18 protein-coding genes and 1 pseudogene are annotated in these 19,130 nt (G+C 34.6%); 14 read left to right on the forward strand and 5 right to left on the reverse strand.

Annotated features, from left to right (window positions below; translation table 11 throughout):
* Positions 1-11 precede the first annotated feature (11 nt).
* The 7 genes from GZH82_RS14230 to GZH82_RS05715 are packed head-to-tail and all read left to right on the forward strand — an operon-like array spanning position 12 to position 8,149.
* Positions 12-5,057, forward strand: a complete 5,046-nt coding sequence (locus tag GZH82_RS14230; protein ID WP_238989658.1) for a phage tail spike protein — start codon at positions 12-14, stop codon at positions 5,055-5,057.
* A gap of 11 nt (positions 5,058-5,068) precedes the next feature.
* Positions 5,069-5,218, forward strand: a complete 150-nt coding sequence (locus tag GZH82_RS05690) for a hypothetical protein (RefSeq protein ID WP_162680746.1) — start codon at positions 5,069-5,071, stop codon at positions 5,216-5,218.
* A gap of 46 nt (positions 5,219-5,264) precedes the next feature.
* Positions 5,265-5,555: a hypothetical protein gene (locus GZH82_RS05695; RefSeq protein WP_162681663.1), complete on the forward strand. Its 291-nt coding sequence runs from the start codon at positions 5,265-5,267 to the stop codon at positions 5,553-5,555.
* A 37-nt stretch (positions 5,556-5,592) separates the two neighbouring features.
* Positions 5,593-6,015: a hypothetical protein gene (locus GZH82_RS05700; protein WP_162681664.1), complete on the forward strand. Its 423-nt coding sequence runs from the start codon at positions 5,593-5,595 to the stop codon at positions 6,013-6,015.
* Positions 5,999-6,394 carry a hypothetical protein gene (locus tag GZH82_RS05705; RefSeq protein WP_162681665.1) on the forward strand — a complete coding sequence of 132 codons (396 nt, stop codon included), beginning with the start codon at positions 5,999-6,001 and terminating at the stop codon, positions 6,392-6,394. Before GZH82_RS05700 ends, GZH82_RS05705 begins: the two co-directional genes overlap by 17 nt.
* Positions 6,395-6,438: 44 nt before the next feature.
* Complete coding sequence (locus GZH82_RS05710) at positions 6,439-6,687, forward strand: phage holin (protein ID WP_020219676.1); 249 nt, start codon at positions 6,439-6,441, stop codon at positions 6,685-6,687.
* A 1-nt stretch (position 6,688) separates the two neighbouring features.
* Entirely contained in the window at positions 6,689-8,149 is a 1,461-nt protein-coding gene (locus GZH82_RS05715; RefSeq protein ID WP_162681666.1) for an SH3 domain-containing protein, read from the forward strand.
* A 115-nt stretch (positions 8,150-8,264) separates the two neighbouring features.
* On the opposite strand, the gene GZH82_RS05720 is transcribed toward GZH82_RS05715, so the two are convergent.
* Entirely contained in the window at positions 8,265-8,930 is a 666-nt protein-coding gene (locus tag GZH82_RS05720; RefSeq protein WP_162681667.1) for an NYN domain-containing protein, read from the reverse strand.
* A gap of 681 nt (positions 8,931-9,611) precedes the next feature.
* Here GZH82_RS05720 and GZH82_RS05725 point away from each other — a divergent pair.
* From GZH82_RS05725 to GZH82_RS05745, 5 genes are all read left to right on the forward strand, one after another.
* The gene (locus GZH82_RS05725) at positions 9,612-9,809 is read left to right on the forward strand and encodes a hypothetical protein (RefSeq protein WP_162681668.1); all 198 of its coding nucleotides are present in this window, start codon (positions 9,612-9,614) and stop codon (positions 9,807-9,809) included.
* Positions 9,810-10,684: 875 nt separating this feature from the next.
* A complete protein-coding gene (locus tag GZH82_RS05730) occupies positions 10,685-11,083 on the forward strand; it encodes a hypothetical protein (RefSeq protein ID WP_162681669.1) in 399 nt (132 codons plus the stop codon).
* Positions 11,084-11,385: 302 nt separating this feature from the next.
* Complete coding sequence (locus GZH82_RS05735; RefSeq protein WP_162681670.1) at positions 11,386-11,601, forward strand: hypothetical protein; 216 nt, start codon at positions 11,386-11,388, stop codon at positions 11,599-11,601.
* 646 nt (positions 11,602-12,247) lie between these two features.
* Positions 12,248-12,439, forward strand: a complete 192-nt coding sequence (locus GZH82_RS05740) for a hypothetical protein (protein ID WP_162681671.1) — start codon at positions 12,248-12,250, stop codon at positions 12,437-12,439.
* Positions 12,440-13,018: 579 nt separating this feature from the next.
* On the forward strand, positions 13,019-13,492 hold the full coding sequence (locus tag GZH82_RS05745) for a hypothetical protein (protein WP_162680747.1): 474 nt from the start codon (positions 13,019-13,021) through the stop codon (positions 13,490-13,492).
* On the opposite strand, the gene GZH82_RS05750 is transcribed toward GZH82_RS05745, so the two are convergent.
* From GZH82_RS05750 to GZH82_RS05760, 4 genes and pseudogenes are all read right to left on the reverse strand, one after another.
* Complete coding sequence (locus GZH82_RS05750) at positions 13,472-14,092, reverse strand: ATP-binding protein (RefSeq protein ID WP_162681672.1); 621 nt, start codon at positions 14,090-14,092, stop codon at positions 13,472-13,474. The two genes, GZH82_RS05745 and GZH82_RS05750, sit on opposite strands and share 21 nt — an antisense overlap.
* A gap of 10 nt (positions 14,093-14,102) precedes the next feature.
* The gene (locus tag GZH82_RS14235; protein ID WP_238989580.1) at positions 14,103-14,504 is read right to left on the reverse strand and encodes a Mu transposase domain-containing protein; all 402 of its coding nucleotides are present in this window, start codon (positions 14,502-14,504) and stop codon (positions 14,103-14,105) included.
* 75 nt (positions 14,505-14,579) lie between these two features.
* Positions 14,580-15,299, reverse strand: coding sequence for an IS21 family transposase (gene istA, locus GZH82_RS14240; protein ID WP_238989581.1), 720 nt, complete (start codon positions 15,297-15,299; stop codon positions 14,580-14,582).
* Between the two features lie 162 nt (positions 15,300-15,461).
* A pseudogene (locus GZH82_RS05760) lies at positions 15,462-15,713 on the reverse strand (Arm DNA-binding domain-containing protein); the annotation flags it as partial.
* Positions 15,714-16,313: 600 nt separating this feature from the next.
* Between GZH82_RS05760 and ltrA the strand changes: the two are divergent.
* Positions 16,314-17,600: a group II intron reverse transcriptase/maturase gene (gene ltrA, locus GZH82_RS05765; RefSeq protein WP_162683010.1), complete on the forward strand. Its 1,287-nt coding sequence runs from the start codon at positions 16,314-16,316 to the stop codon at positions 17,598-17,600.
* 269 nt (positions 17,601-17,869) lie between these two features.
* The gene (locus tag GZH82_RS05770; protein ID WP_343236286.1) at positions 17,870-19,069 is read left to right on the forward strand and encodes an IS110 family RNA-guided transposase; all 1,200 of its coding nucleotides are present in this window, start codon (positions 17,870-17,872) and stop codon (positions 19,067-19,069) included.
* The last annotated feature ends 61 nt before the right edge of the window (positions 19,070-19,130 follow it).

Here is a 19,130-nt window from a genome sequence, read left to right on the forward strand (position 1 = left end):
GAGGTTATACATTGATTCATGTAATGAATTTCAAAGGTGAAATCGTTGATTTTATATCACAATCAGATAGTGCGGTAATTCAAGCGGTGCATAAACGTGATATTAACGAACGTATGGAAACGTTTGATTTTACGATTTTATCTGAACGTACAACTCACATGCAAGAGCGTAATCGGATTATCATACAAGATAAAAACGGACAATACCGTGAATTCATTATCGACAGAATTTCGGCCGATATAGACGGTTATACTGAGGTTGAAACGGTCGCGTCATATCTTGAAGATATAACGAAAGCACGTCCGTATACACCTGGTAAACTAGAAAAGATGACAACAAAACAAGCGTTATCCGATGTATTGAAAGATACGGGTTGGGAAGTGTCTGACGCTACTGAATATGGTGGATTACGTACAACATCATGGACATCTTATCAGACACGTTATGACGTGTTGCTTCAATTGTGTACGACATATGGCATGATGGCAGACTTTTATATAGAAGTTGGTTCGAATCGCGTAGACAAACGTCTTGTCGTACTACGGAAACGCAATCCTTTATTTAAAGGCAAAGAAATAACATACGGCAAAGACTTAACAGGTTTAAAACGTATTGTCGACTTCTCAGAAATCAAGACAGCATTGTTGTGTGTTGGTCCCGAACCCGAAGAGGGAAAAAAGCGTGTTGAATTAGTCGTTAAAGATGACGAATCTCAAGCGAAATACGGCTTACCTGGTCGATATAATTGGGGAATATACGAACCTGAAACAGAAGACCAGAACATGACTGAAAAACGTTTGCGAACTTTAGGTACAACAGAACTCAATAAACGTAAGTCAGAGGGCATCAGTTATGAAGTAACTGCAATAGATATTGAAAAAGAGTATAAACACGAAATCGTTAATCTAGGTGACTTAGTACGTATTAAAAACCGAGATTTCACACCACCTCTTTATGTAGAAGCTGAAGTTATATCAGAAGAATATGACTTAATCAGCAAAGATGTGACGTATGGCTTCGGTACGTATAAAGAATTTAAAGAAAGTGATTTAAGAAGCTCATTCGACAGAAAAATAGACGCTATTCGACAAAAGTTAAGCGATGGTTTATCAAACGTTAATACAATTGTTAAAGAATCGATCGAAGGCGAATTACAGTATTTTGAACGTAAGATATTAAAAGGCGATACACCACCAGAAAAACCAGTTAATGACTTACTTTGGTTAGACACAAGTAATCCTAAAGTAGCTGTATTACGTCGTTACTGGAACGGTGAATGGATTAAGTCATCAGCTGAAAATGCTTCTGATGTTGGCGCTGTTACTCGTGAGCAAGCACTATATAGTGAATTAAGTAATACATTCGTAAACTTAACGATACAACATAGTCGACTGATACATGAAGTGTCTGACGTTTTAGAATCTGAATATCTTGTTGATACCGACATAAAAGCAAAAGTAAATAGCAAATTGAACGATACAATTGGTGTATTCAACGAGATTAAGCAGAGTTTAGATAGTATGACGAGTGAAACGGCCACAATCGGAAAACTTGTTGATACACAAGCGCTATTTCTTCAATATCGCGAAAAAATGCAAGCATTATACAACACGATTGAAAACGCAAAAATCGCGATTGATGAGCGTTTTAAACTTTTGCAATCACAATATACAGATGAGAAATACAACGAAGCTATGGAGAAAATTGCAAGTGCTTTACCAGGTGGCAACTGGAACGCTGAAACAGGTCAGCTGACTGGAGATATCCCGAATGAGGAACGTTTAAACGAACTTGAAATCGGACTACAAGAAACTTTTGCATCTCAAATTAACGGCGCTAATCAGCTTTTAAAAAATCAAGTCGACGCAGAGTTGTTACAGTTAAAAGATGAAATTACATTGTCAGTTCATTCTGTTAATGAAAAAATTGATGGTTTAGGTGACGGTGTGAATTTGCTTGATTCGTATAACTCAAGCCGTCCGGTTTCTATAAATAAAGACATCGTTTCAACAAAATCTTTTCAAGGAGAATACTATGCTACAAAATTATATACCGCTGATTATCTAAAAACCATATTAATCCCAGGCGAAACCTACACATATTCTTATGAAATGGAAATTGTAGGACTATCTGAAAAAGAGGTCCCTTATACTAAAAAACACGGGATTATTTTTTATAGCAGTTCAGTTGCTAAAGATAGAATTATGTCTTATCAAGATGTTGAGAGGACGATTGGAAATAAAATCAAGTATACTCGCACATTTGTAGCGCCTGTAATAACAGACCATAGATTCGTTGCTTATGCAGGTTTTTACACTGACGACGGTACGCTTAAATATCCAATAAGTTCGAACTTAGTAGAAATAACAAATTTTAAACTCGAACGAGGTACTAAGGCAACACCTTACACCGAATCGATTAATGACAGATTAGAACCTATCAAAATACGCACGACAGAAGCTGAAAACAGCATTAAAGTGTTACAAGATAGTTTACTACTCACAGCAACAAAAGAGGACGTACAACGCACGTTAGACGACCAGTTAAAGCCATTAAAAAATGAAGTGAATGAACAAAAAGCACAACTACAAATCATGTCTGATTCAATTGACAGTAAAGTAAGTCAATCAGACTATACAACAGATAGGAACGGTATTGTTGAACGTTTAAACAGCGCTGATTCTCAAAGACAACAATTAAGCAATCAGATTAGTGATAGAGTGACGATTAGTGAGTATCAAAGTGGTATTGAGGACACTAAACAACAAATTAACAGCAAGATAGACTCAATAAGTATCGGTGGGGAGAATATTCTTGATGGAACTAAAAATTTTACAGCACCGTTTTTAACTAACCTTATTGAAAAGTATGGGCTGAGAACAAACGGAGAACTTATCTCTTTAGATTATGACTCTGAAAATAATCGCATTGCTTGGACTACAAGACAATTAAACATTGATGTGCTACCAAACACTGATTACACATTAAGTTATGATGCTAAAACACACGATGGAATCGAACAAGGTGTAGCATATACACCTATTATGCGATTACAAGACGATGGTTCTCAGTTTAATCCTTCAAAATATATTGCTACTGGAGATACCTATAAAAATACAACAAACGAATTTAAACGTTATTCTTTCACATTCAATACTGGAGAAACTAAAAAAATAAATATTTATTATACTTCTAAGAATGTTAATTCCTTAGTTCAAATCAAAAAAGTCAAATTAGAACAAGGAAATAAAGTAACGTCATATTCTGAATCGCAAAATGATATTAATGAACGTATTGTTAAAGTACAATCTGATGCAGAAATGTCCGCAAAAGCATACGCAGACGCACAAGACGCGTTACGTAAAACGGAAGCACAAGCATATGTCGATGGCATTGTTTCAGCAGAGGAACAACGAGCGATAGCTGATGCGCAAGCGAAGTTAGAACAAGCAAAAAAAGACGCTAAAGCTAAAGCGGATAATGCCGAAAATCTTGCTAAGCAACACGCTAATACCGTATCGACTAACGCTGAGACCAAAGCGAAAGCATATGCAGATAGCAAAGTACAACAAGTAAATCAAACACTTACAACTCACGAAACACGCTTAACTCAAAATGGTAAAGATATTGCGTTAAGAGCAACACAAGAAGAGCTCAATGCAAGTAAAAAAACATTATCACGTGTAATTGCTGATTTAACTGTAAACACCACAACAGGATTAACGCTATCATATGACGAAAATGGTTCGATACAATCGCACACGGTTGGGCCTGATGGGATTAAACTCGACACCTCAAAATTCGTTATTAATGACGGTGATGTTATCGTTCAAAATGGTATCACAACAATTAAAGATGCATATATCGATAAGCTATTTAGCAAACAAGCTACAATTGAGTATTTAAAAGCAACTGACATTGACTTAAATCGTGCTACAATAAGTGGCTCAAAAGACGGGGAATCAACCGTTTTAAGTGGTGGAAAAATACGTTCTACAGGTTCATTTGCACGTACTTTTCCACAAGGTAGTGTTACTTATGAAGCCTTCACGGAATCTTGGAATGGGGTTTACCGTTCAGGATTGATTTCTAAACAATTTGGAAATCGAAAATTAACAAATATTGAGCGTTGGCTTGCTTTAACCGATAAAACAATAACAACTCAAAGGGAAATACACAGCATGTCTCCGGACAAGCGTGGCGCCCGTTTTATCGATTTTTTTGCGGAAGAAACATATAGCAGTGATGTGTTTGGTCAAGGTATGCACGTTTATTCTGGACAAGATTTAAAGATTGAAGCAGGTTATCGTTTATCTTTTGAATCTTCAAATTCATGGTATACACAATTTTTAAGCGGAGGTGTGGAAGTTGTTAATGATGGTGCTAGCTTAGTTTTAAAACGTCAAAGCGGGTTTACTTCTCAAGCAGGTATCGGTGGACAATATATTATATTACAAGCTTATGATGGTGCTGAACATGGGCATTTAGGTATTCTTTCTAACAATAGACATCTAAGTTTAAAATCGTCTTTTGGAGAAGTGCATTTAAGAGGCAACCAAGTAAAAGCACTTAATTCTGAGGGTACATCACTTACATCGATTACTGCATCGGATTTTGATATTTCTGGCGTAGGACGGGTCGCTTTTGAAAACGGAGATGCGTATTTACAAGGTCAAACAGGAGTGAGGTTTACGAGATATAAATCGAACACTTTTATTACTGCACAAGCAAAAGATTTTGTAAAAGCATCTTCTAGATATTTAAAAACTAACATCGAAGATTTAAAAGATGGATTAGAAACAATAAAAAAACTAACCCCCGTGAAATACGATTATATTAGCGATTTACAAGAGGGTAATACAGATGGTGACATTGGTTTTATTGCTGAGGATAGCCCCTCTATTTCAGTAAATAATGGCAAAGCGATTAGTGTTCAGAAAATTGCTACATGGGCGATTTTAGGAATACAAGAATTGTCAAAAGAAAATAAGGAATTACAAGAAGAAATTGCAGATTTGAAAAGTAAATTTGATATTTTGTCAGAGGTGATTAAATGAATTTAGAAAACATGGATAAAAACCAACTATTGAACGAAGTAAAATATTTAAATGCCTTAATTCAAACTTTAGTAAGCAAAAATGCTGAATTAACATTAAGTGTGGCAAATTATGAAACACAAGCAAGATTGAATACAGATAATGAAGCGTCTGACGAATAAGTTAGGCGTTTTTATTATATATAAAATTATTTAGGAGGAATTTATTATGGAACAATTTACAGAATTTTATTTAGTAGAGGTTAACAAATCAGGAGAAGAAAGCGCATTAATGCAGAACTATTCAAACAGCTTCGTTCGTGGTGCATCACCTGCAAATGCGTATAAGTTTAAAGACGAAGAGCAAGTTAAAAAAGTATGTGCAATGCAAAACATGCTTGCTGGAATTTTTAACAACGGTACAAAAACATACTATGTTAAGCAAGATGTGACACGTGAAAAATTTAAAGAAGATGGTCAGAAATACGAAGAACTATCAACGAGAGAAGAAACAAAATAAACCTCTAAAAAATTAGAGATAGAGGAGGTATCGTTATTTGAAAAAGCAAACTTTTAGTGAAACGATTGCATTTGTTTTAATTTTCGGCTTAGGCGCTTTTACTTTTGTAAGGGCGCTTTTTTGGTCTTATGAACAAAACGAAGTGCTCAACGACTCCGAGTTTTATACCAAATTAAATGAAGTGATGCCGATTTGGCTTTGGGGCGTGTTGTTAATGATTGCGTCGTTGATTTTGATGTTGTCAGTATTCTTTTTGCCTAAACAACCATATAACAACGTCTGTAATTACTTGCTTATGTTCGGTGGTTTTTCAACTGCTATCATGTATTTTTTGATGACAAGTGCAAGTATATTCAATGCGATTAATTGGCTTACATGGGCGCAATTTGCTGTCTTAACGGTTGTGTGTGGTGCGATTGGTTTTCTTGGAGGTGCGGCGATTTATGAGCGTAGAAGATAAATTCGTGTTACGGCACGAATGGGAAAAGTCTCGTGGAAAGATTTACGAAAAGATTAATGAAAACGATCGTAAACACACAGAAGCACTGAATAAATTAGAAAAAACAGTTGATAGACAGGTTTTATTACAACAAAGTGCATTTGAATCACAAAAGCGCTCAGAAAAACACCTCGAAACATTAAACGAGACAATGCTCAAATTTGGCAATGACTTTACGGAGATTAGATTTAAAGTGCAAACACACGATGAAAAGTTAGAAGATATTTCAAACGACATCTCAGAAAAACAAAAAGGAAATGTTCAAATTACAACGACGATAATTACAGGCATTTTTGGCGTTATCATGGCAGCACTAGGCATAGCGCATTACTTTTTTTAAGGTCGGCACTGATGTGTCGGCTTTTTATTTTAGGAGGATTAAATATGGAAGATAAAATCAAACAATTTATAGCGCTAATAGGTGGCTTTGTAGGTGCTTTATATCTGGCGTTACAAGCTAGTGGAATCAGTGCGGAATGGATTAATCCGCAAGCAGTAGATGCGTGGATTAACGTATTAAATACAGGTGTGCCATTAACTTTAGTGGCGTATGGCGTGTGGAAGAATACATTTATCGTTAAAAAGTCAGCGCGTGAACAAGAGGAATACTTGAAAGAGAAAGGGCTGAAATAGCATGTTAACAGCTATTGACTATCTAACTAAAAGAGGTTGGAAAATATCGTCTGACCCTCGCGCATACGACGGCTATCCTAAAAATTATGGATACCGCAATTATCAAGAAAACGGTATTAATTACGATGAATTTTGCGGTGGGTATCATAGAGCATTTGACGTGTATTCTAACGTGACTGATGATGTGCCAGCTGTAACGAGCGGAACAGTTACGGAAGCAAATGACTACGGTAATTTTGGCGGTACATTTGTCATTAAAGATGACAACGGCAATGAATGGATTTACGGGCATCTCGTAAGGGGTTCAATGCGTTTCGTTGTTGGTGACAAGGTGAATCAAGGTGACATTGTTGGTTTGCAAGGCAACAGTAACTATTACGACAATCCTATGAGTGCGCATTTACATTTACAATTACGTCCTAAAGATGCGAATAAAGATAAAAAATCTCAAGTGTGTAGCGGATTAGCGATGGAGAAGTACGACATTACAAAATTAAATGCAAAACAAGATAAATCTAAAAATGGGAGCGTGAAAGAATTGAAACACATTTATTCAAATCACATTAAAGGTAATAAGATTACAGCGCCGAAGCCTAGTATTCAAGGGGCGGTTATTCATAATGACTATGGAAGCATGACACCGAGTCAATACCTACCTTGGCTTTATGCACGTGAAAATAACGGTACACACGTTAATGGTTGGGCAAGCGTGTATGTGAATCGTAATGAAGTTTTATGGTATCACCCAACCGACTATATCGAATGGCATTGTGGTAACCAATGGGCAAATTCTAATTTAATTGGTTTTGAAGTGTGTGAGTCATATCCTGGGCGAATCTCAGACGCGTTATTTTTAGAAAACGAAGAAGCAACGTTAAAAGTAGCTGCGGACGTGATGAAATCGTACGGATTACCAGTAAACAGAAACACGGTTAACTTACACAATCAGTATTTTGGTACTTCATGCCCACACAGATCATGGGAATTGCATGTAGGTAAAAACGCACCATATACTACTGCAAATAAAAACAAACTGAAAGATTATTTTATTAAACGTATTAAGCATTATTATGATGGTGGCAAGTTAGAAGTAAGCAAAGCAGAAACTATCAAACAATCTGACGTTAAAAAAGAAGTTAAAAAACAAGAAACAAAACAAGTTGTTAAGTCAACAGATTGGAAGCAAAATAAAGACGGTATTTGGTACAAAGCTGAACATGCTTCATTTACAGTGACAGCAAATGAGGGAATCGTTACGCGTTACAAAGGTCCTTGGACTGGCCACCCACAAGCAGGCGTATTACAAAAAGGTCAAACGATTAAGTATGATGAAGTCCAAAAATTTGATGGTCACGTGTGGGTATCGTGGGAAACATTCGAGGGTGAAACGGTATATATGCCAGTGCGCACATGGGACGCTAAAACTGGTAAGGTCGGCAAATTATGGGGAACAATTAAATAAAGCATGATATACTATGTATATCCACGACATGAAAGGGTAGCCGTAATGGTTACCCTCTTTTTTTGTGTTCTGAAATTAGAAAAAACAGCAAAGCGTGAGAGTAGCTAATAACTCGCTACTTTTTTGAACTTTTAATGTTAACATCTTCATTGGAGAGTTTACTTACAAAGTCAGCATGTTTCAATAAGTCACTGTTAATTTTTTTGTTTCCAATTTTAATTAGTCTAATTTGTATTCCTTCACGTCTTGCTTGTTTTAAAGCCGGAACAAAGTCGGCATCGCCTGTAACTAAATAGATTCTATCAACTATATTATTATTTGATAACCAAGCTACGTCTAAACCGATTTTAATATCTACCCCTTTTTGCTGAAAATCTGGAGCAAAGTCGTTATCAGTAAGTTTTAATGTATCTTTTATTGTACCTTCTCTTATCTTTTTCAATACTGGTTCTTTTAGCTTCCAGCCTCTAAACATTGTTTCTCCTAATCTCATAGCAATATAATCAAGTTGCGAAAGATCTTGTATCAATTCACTAGAATATTTATTTATTTTTGATTCGGAAAAATCAATTTTCTCTTTGGAAATAGGCTTTTCAACAGTTTGTTTATTTGGGCTACCTTGATAATAAAAAATCCTAAAAAGTTCTTCCTCTTTTTCATTAATCAAATTAGTTAAGAAGTTATACTGTGAACTTAAATCAGGATATTGCGTTGTATTTTGAGCGTCTCTTATTCGGTGTAATAAGAATTGGCCATCAACTATTATTGCTACTTTTTTCATTTTTTCCCCCTTGTCTACAGAAAAAGCTCTGCCCACGTATAAAAGTTTGGCAGAGCTATAGGTATTTTATTGTTTTGAGGTCTGTATGCGTGACCTTTATATAAATATAAGGAATAATAAGTTTTTTGTCAACAATTTATATCCCCTTTCTAATTTATCTATACGTGTCACTGAATGGTTTTGTTATAATTAAATTGAAATAGCGGTACACATCTGCGGAGTGTACTTGAGGTCAACTGTTGCGACGGTTACCTATTTACCCGCCACACCCTAACCGGTGTGGTATTTTTTATGAGAAAAATCAAAAAATTAGTGAAAAAGGGGTTGTGTTGTCACGGTTCTCGTGATATAATGAATATAGAAATTAGGAAAGGGGTGAAGAAATGAACCGAGTCGAGAGAGAGGAAGCTCTCAAAGAAAAAAAGATAAGGCGTTATAAGGACATTACAGAAATTGTGCGAAATGTAATGGCTATCCTCATAAGCCTTATCACAATAATCAAAATGATAGTCGGGGGTTAATCCCCCCCCTCGACTTCATTATATAATGAGGTGATAAAAATGACAAATAAACAGAAAGATATTATTGCGATATTCTTTAACATAGTAATAATCTTGTTATGCTTCTTTGGCATTGTGTATATGTTAAGTAATTAATTATCGACTCGGTTCATTTTAAAATATGGAAAAAGAAATATTGACAAAAGTTAAACAACTTCTTGAGAATCAAACAAGCTATAAGATTTCTAAAGAAACAAAGCTACCATACCAAACAATTCAGGATATAAAAAACGGTAAAACTAAATTATTAGAATCAAAGTTTAAAACTGTAATACGTTTATACAACTATCAAAAACGCCTCGAGAAAGAAAAAGAATAATAAAACACCCCGCCTGCAATAGGTGGGGTGAAAGTGTCAAACGCGTGTCAATTTAGTCTATTTTTGTCTAGTTTAGTCACAAAGTTAAAGTGATGAAAAGCCGATAATCACGCTGTTTCAGTGCTAAACACAATATAAAGGTTTTCCCTCACTCTCCGTAAAGAGCCGAAAAAGTTTAAACTACTTTTTCGGCTCTCTTTTTACATATAAGCTCAAAACGCTGTCATATCAAGTATTTGAGACTACTTCATTAAATACATAGAAAACAAAATTTAACTATACTTAACTTAGTTTTTAAAATTTTTGGTCACAATGTGGTTAATGGCAGGCATAAAAACCGCGAATTTAGTCACAAGGTTTGTATAATTTAGTCACAAGAGGTGAATTACCTCATTTTTTAACAATATCGGTAAGTTGGAAACCAGTTGAACAAGTAATATTTTGTATTAGATTTACATAAGCATTTCAAAGTACTTATGAAGTATTCACAAGTCACATCAGATCTTAGATGTTGCCTTGTGCCAGCTTGCATGAGTACATTTATCAATGCAGTAAATCCAATATACAAACCATTACTCAAAATTATTAGCACTTAATCACTTCGAAAAGGGGGAAGTGATTAAGTGCTTTTTAATGTTAGTAACCAGTTTATTCTTAATTGATTTCAGTTAAATTGATTAAGCACCATCCTATAACAACAAAGTGATTGTAATGTCTATTGACATATACAAACAATCACTACATAAGCCTGCTAAGGGTCAAGATGAACGAATTACATTCGCCCTGCACGCTTCTTCTTGTTGTTATTTGGATTAAGCAAATCAATAAATAACTGAAATCAAAACAAATTATTAAAAAAACTGGAGGGGTTCAGCATGAACACAACACAATTCATTATTTATTCCGTAAATGACGTTAAGAAGGTAGCAGAAAATATCTCACTGTTTCAGAAAAAAGAATATGGAGATAATTCAAACGTCATAGAAATCATTGATGAATTAATGAATAAAGGAAGATGCGATATTGCATATACGGAACTTGAAAATGGAGAAGGGGAAATTCAAGTATATTTAGACTTTAAAAACTTTAGACTTGTTAGGGAAATCACTTTTTATGAACTCCCTTTACCGATGATGATTAAAGAAATTCAAGATTTAGAATCGATAGAAGAAATGATATTAGAATCCGAAAATTTGAATTTTGATGAATTAGTATCATGTAATGTTGATTATGCTGAATTGAATATAGAAGAATTGAAAAGTCTCACATTGTGAGGCTTTTTTTATTTGCACTTAATCCTTCCATCCGATGATTGAAAGGATTAAGTGCTTTTCGTTATGGTAACCAGTTTATCCTTAATTGATTTCAGTTAAATTGATTAAGCACCATCGTATAGCAACAAAGTGATTGTAATGTCTATAGTCATAAACAAACAATCACTACATAAGCTCGCTAAGGGTCAAGATGAACTCATTGCATTCGCCCTGCACGCTTCTTCTTGTGGCTATTTTGATTAAGCAAATCAATAAATAACTGAAATCAAAATCAAATTATTAAAAAAATGGAGGGGTTCACCATGAACTATCAAGAAATTAAAAACATTTTAGAAAATAGTGAGGTCAAGGAAGTAGTGAAAGCTATATTTGCATATGAAACAGGTGAAAAAGATGAATCTTGTTTAAACTACTTAACAAATTATTTTTTTGAGGGGGATATGGAAAGCTTTCTAGATTGTGAGATTAGAGAGTTACAAATGGAGTGGAACTGGCAACGAGCTGTAAATAAACAATAAAAAATTTTTAAATTTAATGAAAGGGGGTGATGCCTATGCTGATAAAAAATATATAAAGAAAGGGGGTGTTATCGGTGAACAGACTTGAACGAAAGAAGCGAGAACAAGATGAACAGTTTGAAAAAATAAAAGTCGTATTGAAAATTATCAATACGACTTAATAACAATCTGTAACTTCTTATTTCATGTTACACATGGATAGGTTCTCACACATAGGGGTTGCCCCCCTATGTGTTCTTTCTTCATTATATCAAAGGAGGGATACGATGAAAAGTGATTCAAAAAAAGTTTTAGTTATAATGGTAATATTAACTGTCATCAATGTTATTTTAGCGTTTTTATAAATTACAAAATATTTGAAAAGCACTTAATTCATGTATAAATAAATAGACTAAGTGCTTTTCGTTATGGTAACCAGTTAATTCTTAATTGCTTTCAGTTAGATTGATTAAGCACCATCCTATAACAACAAAGTGATTGTAATGTCTATTGTCATATACAAACAATCACTACATAAGCTTGCTAAGGGTCAAGATGAACGAATTACATTCGCCCTGCATGCTTATTGTTGTTGTTATGTGGATTAAGCAAATCAATAAATAACTGAAAACAAAACAAAATTATTAAAAAAATGGAGGTCAAAATAATGTTAGTTACTAAAGAAGAATTTAAAGCCTTAGATATCAAATCAGTATTTGAGAGTGGGAATAACTTCATTAAAATAAAAGACGGTAAGCATGCAATCTATCATGTCAATGGGAAATATCAAGTTGTAGAAAGCGATAAACTTTATCCAACAAAGCGAATACCAAAATATATTAAAACAAAATTAGCTTAAAATAGTAAGGAGGAAATTAAAATGAAAAAGTGGTCTCAATCAATAATAAATCAAAAAATAACCATCACTAGCTTTGGAGAATGTGATGGTTATTTAACAGCCAAATATTAATCCACCGTCTTTTTAACGGTCTCACCAAGGCAAGGCACTTAATGTGTGTTGCCTTTTCTATTTATAAATTACCATATCAACTTCATTTTGTCTAATACATTAGATGAACCAATTCGAAAACAGCTTTCTACAATAGTATATGTAAAGTGATTTTTCGATGCACGAGAATGCTGTATATACAATAAACAAAACTCAAGAATAATTATTTAAAAAAGAAGGATTCAGATGATGAATAAAAATGTTGCATAACGTAACAGGGTTTGATATAATTTTTTTGTAATGAAGAGACGGCCACTCGGGGCAGTCATAAAACAATATACCAGAGTTACAAGAGACGGCCACTCGGGGCAGTCATAAAACAATATACCAGAGCGAAAAGAATCAATGATTATTGAAATATCATAATCATTGATTTAAGAAAAAGAGACGTTCATAGCGTCTCTTTTTTTATATAATTGGAGGATTATTATGGATATTTTTTCTTTAAATCAAGCTTTTTTTAGTGAAAAATTTAAAAACAAATCCGAAGTAGAGCACAATAAAAATGGAACACGCCCTTATTACTATTCATTTAAGTATAACAATCAAAATATATGTATACCTTTAAGGTCAAACGCTAAAAAAACACCAAAACGTTTTAAATTGGGATTAAAACATCTGGAAAAAAATAGAATTGCTCCAGCTGTAGATTCAACTAAAATGATAATTTTAAGTGATCAGGAAATAGAGGAAAATAAAAGAGAAGTAGTAATGAATAGACGGACATATAGATTTTTAGAAAAAAATGAAAGTTTAATAAAACAAAAGTTTAAAAACCACATAGACGATTATGTATCAACTGTTGCAAATGGAAATAGAGATGTCAATAGCGGTTTGAAAATGTTGTTTTATGGCGGTTTGAAAATGTCGTTTTTTAGCGGTTTAATAATGACGTATGTTTAAACTTTTTTCACTTTTATAGTCTTTAAGTCGGTAGGAATCCCCTGTAATTTTAAATATTTTTGAATGGTGAATGAGTCTATCAATAATGGCTGCTGACGCTATTTTGTTACTAAATGAATCCCCCCAACTAGAAAAGGGGATATTCGTCGTTATGATTGTGGATTTCATTTCATATCTGAGTGACATCAATTGATAGAAGAGATCCGCCTGTTCTTTTGAGATGGGTGTATAGCCTATCTCATCAATGATAAGCAGTTCAATTCTGTTTAATTGTTTTAAAGTTTTATTGATTATTCCTTTCTTCTCTAGAAAATGCATGGATTTTAATGTAAGTACTTCTTGTTTATTAATACTTGGTTGAAACGTAAAATCAAAGTCACTTAAATATTTAATCTTAGGGAAACGTGCTAACTGAATAGCACGTTTAAATTTTTGTTCAGCTTGATATTCTACTTCCTTTTCCGTCAACTCAAGTAAAATTTCAGTTAAAGATTTTTGATTCTTGGATAGTGATTCTAAATACTTCGGATAATAGTCTTTAATCATTTTTAGATTGAGCTGTTGAAAGTTTTCTAATAGTTTTTGATGGTCTGTATACATATCTGTTCTCCTATACCTCGTCATATTTTAATAATGAATCTTCGATATAACTAAGAATTTCTTGATCGTCTTTATGCTTGAGTACATCAGACTTCAAGATCTCACACATATCTTCGGTAACATAATTGAATTTCTTTTCCGATAAATGATGCGTTCTAATTAACTCGGCATCAAAGTAGATTGATAACTCGTCAGTCAATTCATTAAAGATTAATTGAACCTCCTCTCCAATGAATTTTGTAGGTACTGAATATTTACCTTTTCTAAAATTAACCATCGACTCTTTAGAAACGATTCGAATGCATTCATCTTCGACATAGGTGTCTAATAACTGCATATTAAACGGGTTCAATAGATGTTTTTCTTCAGAATTGAATAAATCAATGGGATAGCAGTCAGTTGCTTGGGACATTTCGTTATGGTTCATTTCATGACAAAAGTGATTGACAAGACTGATAAGTTCAACAGCGTCATAAAATTCATAATCTTAGGGCCTTAAACGCTGTTCCACAAATTTAGCTAAAGATTCAACAGAGCCCTTGGTTTGTGGTCTATAAGGCCTACACGCGATGGGTTCAAAGTTTGCATCTTTACTAAATTGATGGAAAAGGGTGTTAAATACAACTTTTCTATATTGCGTTCTAGGACGATCAACGACCGTTTTCATATTATCAAACCATATCTCCTTAGGAACGCCCCCGGTGTACTCAAATGATTCTTTCAAACATTGAAATAGTGTATCTTGTTTTCTATCCCAAGTTAATGTGATATACTTCATTTTTGAATAGTGTAGAACGTAAAGAAAGATATTGAATTGATAACGTTTGCCAAATTTATCATGCATGACCATATCTTCTTTCCAGTCTACTTGAGCAGCTATACCAGGGCGTGTTTCTACCCGTATAGTTGCTTTTTTAATTTCCTTCTCTTTCTTATTCTTACAATATTCTCTAAGAATCGTATACTTGCCTTCATATCCTTTTTTAGAAATATATTTAAAAATCGCCATAGCCGTACAACCCAACTCTAATTTTTCGTCTATGAGCGTTTTATAAGGTTCTAATTTTGATACTCTCTTTGTCGTTTTCCTTGTTTTTAATTTTTTCAACTCATTTTCTTTCCCAGCCTCGTAATATTTTTTGACTGTCCTTGGATCGCAATGATACTGTCTACCTAGCTCAGCGTAATTTGGTTTTATGCCTTTCATAATGTAAAATGACACTCCTTCGTATATATCATGTCTCAATCAAACAACCTCCATTCAAAGATTGAGTTAAGACATGATTATATATTTTAGAAAATAAAAAATGTAGGAAAAACAGCATTTTCATTCCGCCATTTTCCTACATTTTATAACCGCCATTTACAATTGGCGCTCAGATAAATTTTTCTTATTTTTTATCACAAGCCAATCATTGTAATACTCCTTAAATGTTTTATCATCAATTGCATTACCATCTTCTAAATCACGTATTAATTGTTGCGCTGCATTGACTGCTTCAGCTTTCGTTTTGAATCCTGATTTTCGTTTTTTTCCTGACCTAAAAGAGGGGTGTTTGACGTCATATTGCCAAGACGATGTCGTTTTATTTTTACGTTTTGTTACTGTAAATGATGCCATTTTGTAGTTCCTCCTAAAAAAAGTAAAAAAATAAACATACTAAGATTAGCTGTGAAGAAATTTATGACGATAGATTTCTTCACAGCTATTTTTTAGTGCGCCCGGCATGGGTAACACCTTGACGGTGAAAGTCCGTTACAGGCTTGGTAGTAGGAACTGTTAGCGAAAGACAAGGGTGTCCATTGTGAAGTGGAATCTGAAGGAAGTCGGACGCAAACACTCGCACTGACGAACAGAAACATCATACTAAGGCTATGTGGAATGGATGAATCTGCTAAACAAGATGAAGTCCTATACTACCCGAGTTCTATATAGTAAATGATGCGGTGACATGAGTGGAAAGGGGTTACACCTTACCCGGGGAGGTCTCATCAGCGGTATTTCTACCGTAGTAACAACGAATGATGAGAAGTCAGCAGAAGTCATAGTAGGGAAAATGTACCGAAGGACTGAACAATATTCAATACAAAGTAAAGATTGGAGGTTATAGATTTACGACGTACAGAATACGGTCTTAACCGGCAACTTATGGAAGGATAAGTAGTGGAACGAAAAAGAATACATAAGTGTGTACAGTAAATCTTAGGTGAAATGAAAGAAATGTATCGTAAGTCTTCATCTCTGATGGAGCTTGTTGTAAGACCTGACAACATAGAAAAAGCTATCAAGAAGGTAAAGAAAAACAAAGGTGCTCCTGGAATTGACGGCATGAAAGTCAGTGAACTCCATGCCCACTTTGCGCAATACTTTTCGCAGATAAAAAAGAAACTGCTTGATGGTACTTATCAACCTCAAGCAGTTCGAAAAGTTCAAATTCCCAAACCAAACGGGAAAATGCGTGTGCTTGGTATTCCTGTCGCTAGAGACAGAGTGATACAACAAGCGATTAGACAAGTGATTGAACCCGGCATCGACCGAACATTTTCAAATCATAGCCATGGTTTCAGACCTCATCGTAGCACAGGAACAGCACTTAAGCAATGTGCTGCCTATTACGAAGAAGGCTATAAAATAGCTGTGGATTGTGATTTGAAACAGTGCTTTGACATGTTGAATCATGATAAGCTCATGTATTTGTTCGAACGCCACGTTCAAGATAAGTCAATTTCTAAATTTATCCGTAGAAGTTTACAAGTGGGTGCTATTGACCTATCTGGCGAAGTCGCAGAAAGAAAGATAGGTGCGCCACAAGGGGGCGTTATCTCTCCCTTACTATGTAATATCTATCTACATGAACTGGATAAAGAACTCGAAAAGCGTGGACACCGTTTTGTACGATATGCCGATGATTTTGTTATCTTTGTACGCACAAAACGTGCAGGCGAACGCGTAATGACGAGTGTAACGAAATTTATTGAAAAGCAACTGAAGTTGGTTGTCAATGAAGAGAAAAGTAGAGTCGGAGCAGTTACACGTTTAAAGTTTTTGAGTTGTCTAATAACCAAGGTCAATGGGGTTTATCGTTTCAGACCGACTACGGAAGCAAAAAGAAATTTAATACGCGCCTTAAGGAAAATAACGAAACGAAATAGACCCGGTACCTTTAAAGAGATTATCACTGAAATCAACCAAGTAACACGAGGTTGGATAAATTACTTTGGCAGAGGTTTTATCAAAGGATTTATTGAAACTACGCAATCTTGGCTAAACCGCCGACTTAGACAACTCATTCTTAAACGGTGGAAAAGAGTAAGAACTAAATATAAGATGTTACGCCAATATGGTCTTGACCATAGAAGTGCAATGAAAATCGCACAGTCTCGCAAAAAGTACTGGCGATTATCGAATACGCATGAGGTTCATCGTGCACTTACAACAAAACAACTCTACAAGTGGGGACTGATACCATTAGCCCAGCTTGCAGAGTTGGCTTACGCAAGGTATTGAACCGCCGAGTACGGAACCGTATGCTCGGTGGTGTGAGAGGACGAATAGTCAGTTAATGGCTATTCTCCTACTCGATTAGTTGTAGAGAGAAGTAGATCGCGCAGTCCCTTGGATCTTTGAATCCGTAATGTAAACTGATCAGCTTTACTCTCCTTTTGAAATTCGATTGAAGTATGTTGGGTTTTAGAAACCGTGTATAGGAAAATGAAATGAAAAAGGCTAAGTAAAGTTAAAATCTTCTCAATTCAATAGAGAAAGGTATGATTTTTATTAACTGTTTAGGTATTGATATCAGTAAGTCAGAAAGTGTGGTCGCACATTATAAGGATGAAGTTTTCGTTAAAGAATTGGTCATTCAAAATAATCAAAATGGCTATCGTTATCTTAAAAATTATATCAAGCATCTTGATTCCCTGTTTATCCTCTTTGAATCAACAGGTGTTTATTCAAGAGGTATGAAACACTTTTGTGAAATTCACAAAATAAATTACTTAGAAATGAACCCCCTAGAAGCCAAGTTTAAAACAAATTCGTTAAGATCATGGAAAACAGATAAGTCAGACGCACATAAACTCGCACTTCTTGCCTTTAGAATGAAAGATTCAAAGGTACAACGTCATCCTGAAGAGATCTACTTTGAACTGAGAGAACGTGCGCGCTTTCACTTAGAAATGGAGATCAACCAAAATTGTCTCAAAGTTGAGTTAGTCGAAACACTACATCAAACATTTCCAGGGTTAGAAAAGTTATTTACTAACAGATATTCAAAAATCGCATTAAATATAGCTAAAGCATTTCCTCATCCTGATTATGTAAGTATTTTGACTCATGATGAATTGGTGGAAAAAGTACTTCATTCAACTGATAAAGGCATTTCAATTAAAAAAGCGCACAAGTATGCCAAAAAATTAATTGAAATAAAGAATAATAGTTTTCCGAATGTGCGCAAGTCTTCTTTCCTCCTACAAAAAGTCCAATACTTATGCGACAAACTGCTTATTGGGATAGAAGAAATGAAAGCATTTAATCAGGAAATGATTGATTTAGCTAAAAATACAACTGAGTTTGAAAATATTATTTCAATTCCTGGCATCGGAGAACTCACAGCTACATTGCTTATTGGGGAACTTGGAGATATTAGAGAATTCAAAACAAATAAACAACTGAATGCATTTGTAGGCATTGATATTAAACGTTACCAATCAGGAACTTCAAAGAGTCGAGATACGATTAATAAAAGAGGAAATAAAAAAGCAAGGCGTTTATTGTATTTAATCACTATGAACATTCTTAGGGGAAGAAATCATTATCAAAGCCATATTGTGGATTATTATTATAAATTAAGAGAGCAGCCTCATGGGAAACCCCACAAGACTGCCGTAATAGCGAGTATCAATCGCTTATTAAAGACCATTCACTACTTGATAGTCAATGATAAATTATATGATTATCAGAAAGCACCACACTAACGAAACCACATAATCATATACATCATAACACCTTATTCAAAAAAGTAAAAATTGGACGGTC

Source organism: Staphylococcus sp. MI 10-1553, from assembly GCF_010365305.1.
Classification (GTDB): Bacteria; Bacillota; Bacilli; order Staphylococcales; family Staphylococcaceae; genus Staphylococcus.

Excerpts from the sequence above, each read along its gene's own strand:
- GZH82_RS05690 (WP_162680746.1), top strand. The coding sequence starts at position 5,069 with ATGGATAAAAACCAACTATTGAACGAAGTAAAATATTTAAATGCCTTA.
- GZH82_RS05695 (WP_162681663.1), top strand. The coding sequence starts at position 5,265 with ATGGAACAATTTACAGAATTTTATTTAGTAGAGGTTAACAAATCAGGA.
- GZH82_RS05705 (WP_162681665.1), top strand. The coding sequence starts at position 5,999 with ATGAGCGTAGAAGATAAATTCGTGTTACGGCACGAATGGGAAAAGTCT.
- GZH82_RS05710 (WP_020219676.1), top strand. The coding sequence starts at position 6,439 with ATGGAAGATAAAATCAAACAATTTATAGCGCTAATAGGTGGCTTTGTA.
- GZH82_RS05715 (WP_162681666.1), top strand. The coding sequence starts at position 6,689 with ATGTTAACAGCTATTGACTATCTAACTAAAAGAGGTTGGAAAATATCG.
- GZH82_RS05720 (WP_162681667.1), bottom strand. The coding sequence starts at position 8,930 with ATGAAAAAAGTAGCAATAATAGTTGATGGCCAATTCTTATTACACCGA.
- GZH82_RS05725 (WP_162681668.1), top strand. The coding sequence starts at position 9,612 with ATGGAAAAAGAAATATTGACAAAAGTTAAACAACTTCTTGAGAATCAA.
- GZH82_RS05730 (WP_162681669.1), top strand. The coding sequence starts at position 10,685 with ATGAACACAACACAATTCATTATTTATTCCGTAAATGACGTTAAGAAG.
- GZH82_RS05735 (WP_162681670.1), top strand. The coding sequence starts at position 11,386 with ATGAACTATCAAGAAATTAAAAACATTTTAGAAAATAGTGAGGTCAAG.
- GZH82_RS05740 (WP_162681671.1), top strand. The coding sequence starts at position 12,248 with ATGTTAGTTACTAAAGAAGAATTTAAAGCCTTAGATATCAAATCAGTA.
- GZH82_RS05745 (WP_162680747.1), top strand. The coding sequence starts at position 13,019 with ATGGATATTTTTTCTTTAAATCAAGCTTTTTTTAGTGAAAAATTTAAA.
- GZH82_RS05750 (WP_162681672.1), bottom strand. The coding sequence starts at position 14,092 with ATGTATACAGACCATCAAAAACTATTAGAAAACTTTCAACAGCTCAAT.
- GZH82_RS14235 (WP_238989580.1), bottom strand. The coding sequence starts at position 14,504 with ATGTCCCAAGCAACTGACTGCTATCCCATTGATTTATTCAATTCTGAA.
- istA (WP_238989581.1), bottom strand. The coding sequence starts at position 15,299 with ATGAAAGGCATAAAACCAAATTACGCTGAGCTAGGTAGACAGTATCAT.
- ltrA (WP_162683010.1), top strand. The coding sequence starts at position 16,314 with ATGTATCGTAAGTCTTCATCTCTGATGGAGCTTGTTGTAAGACCTGAC.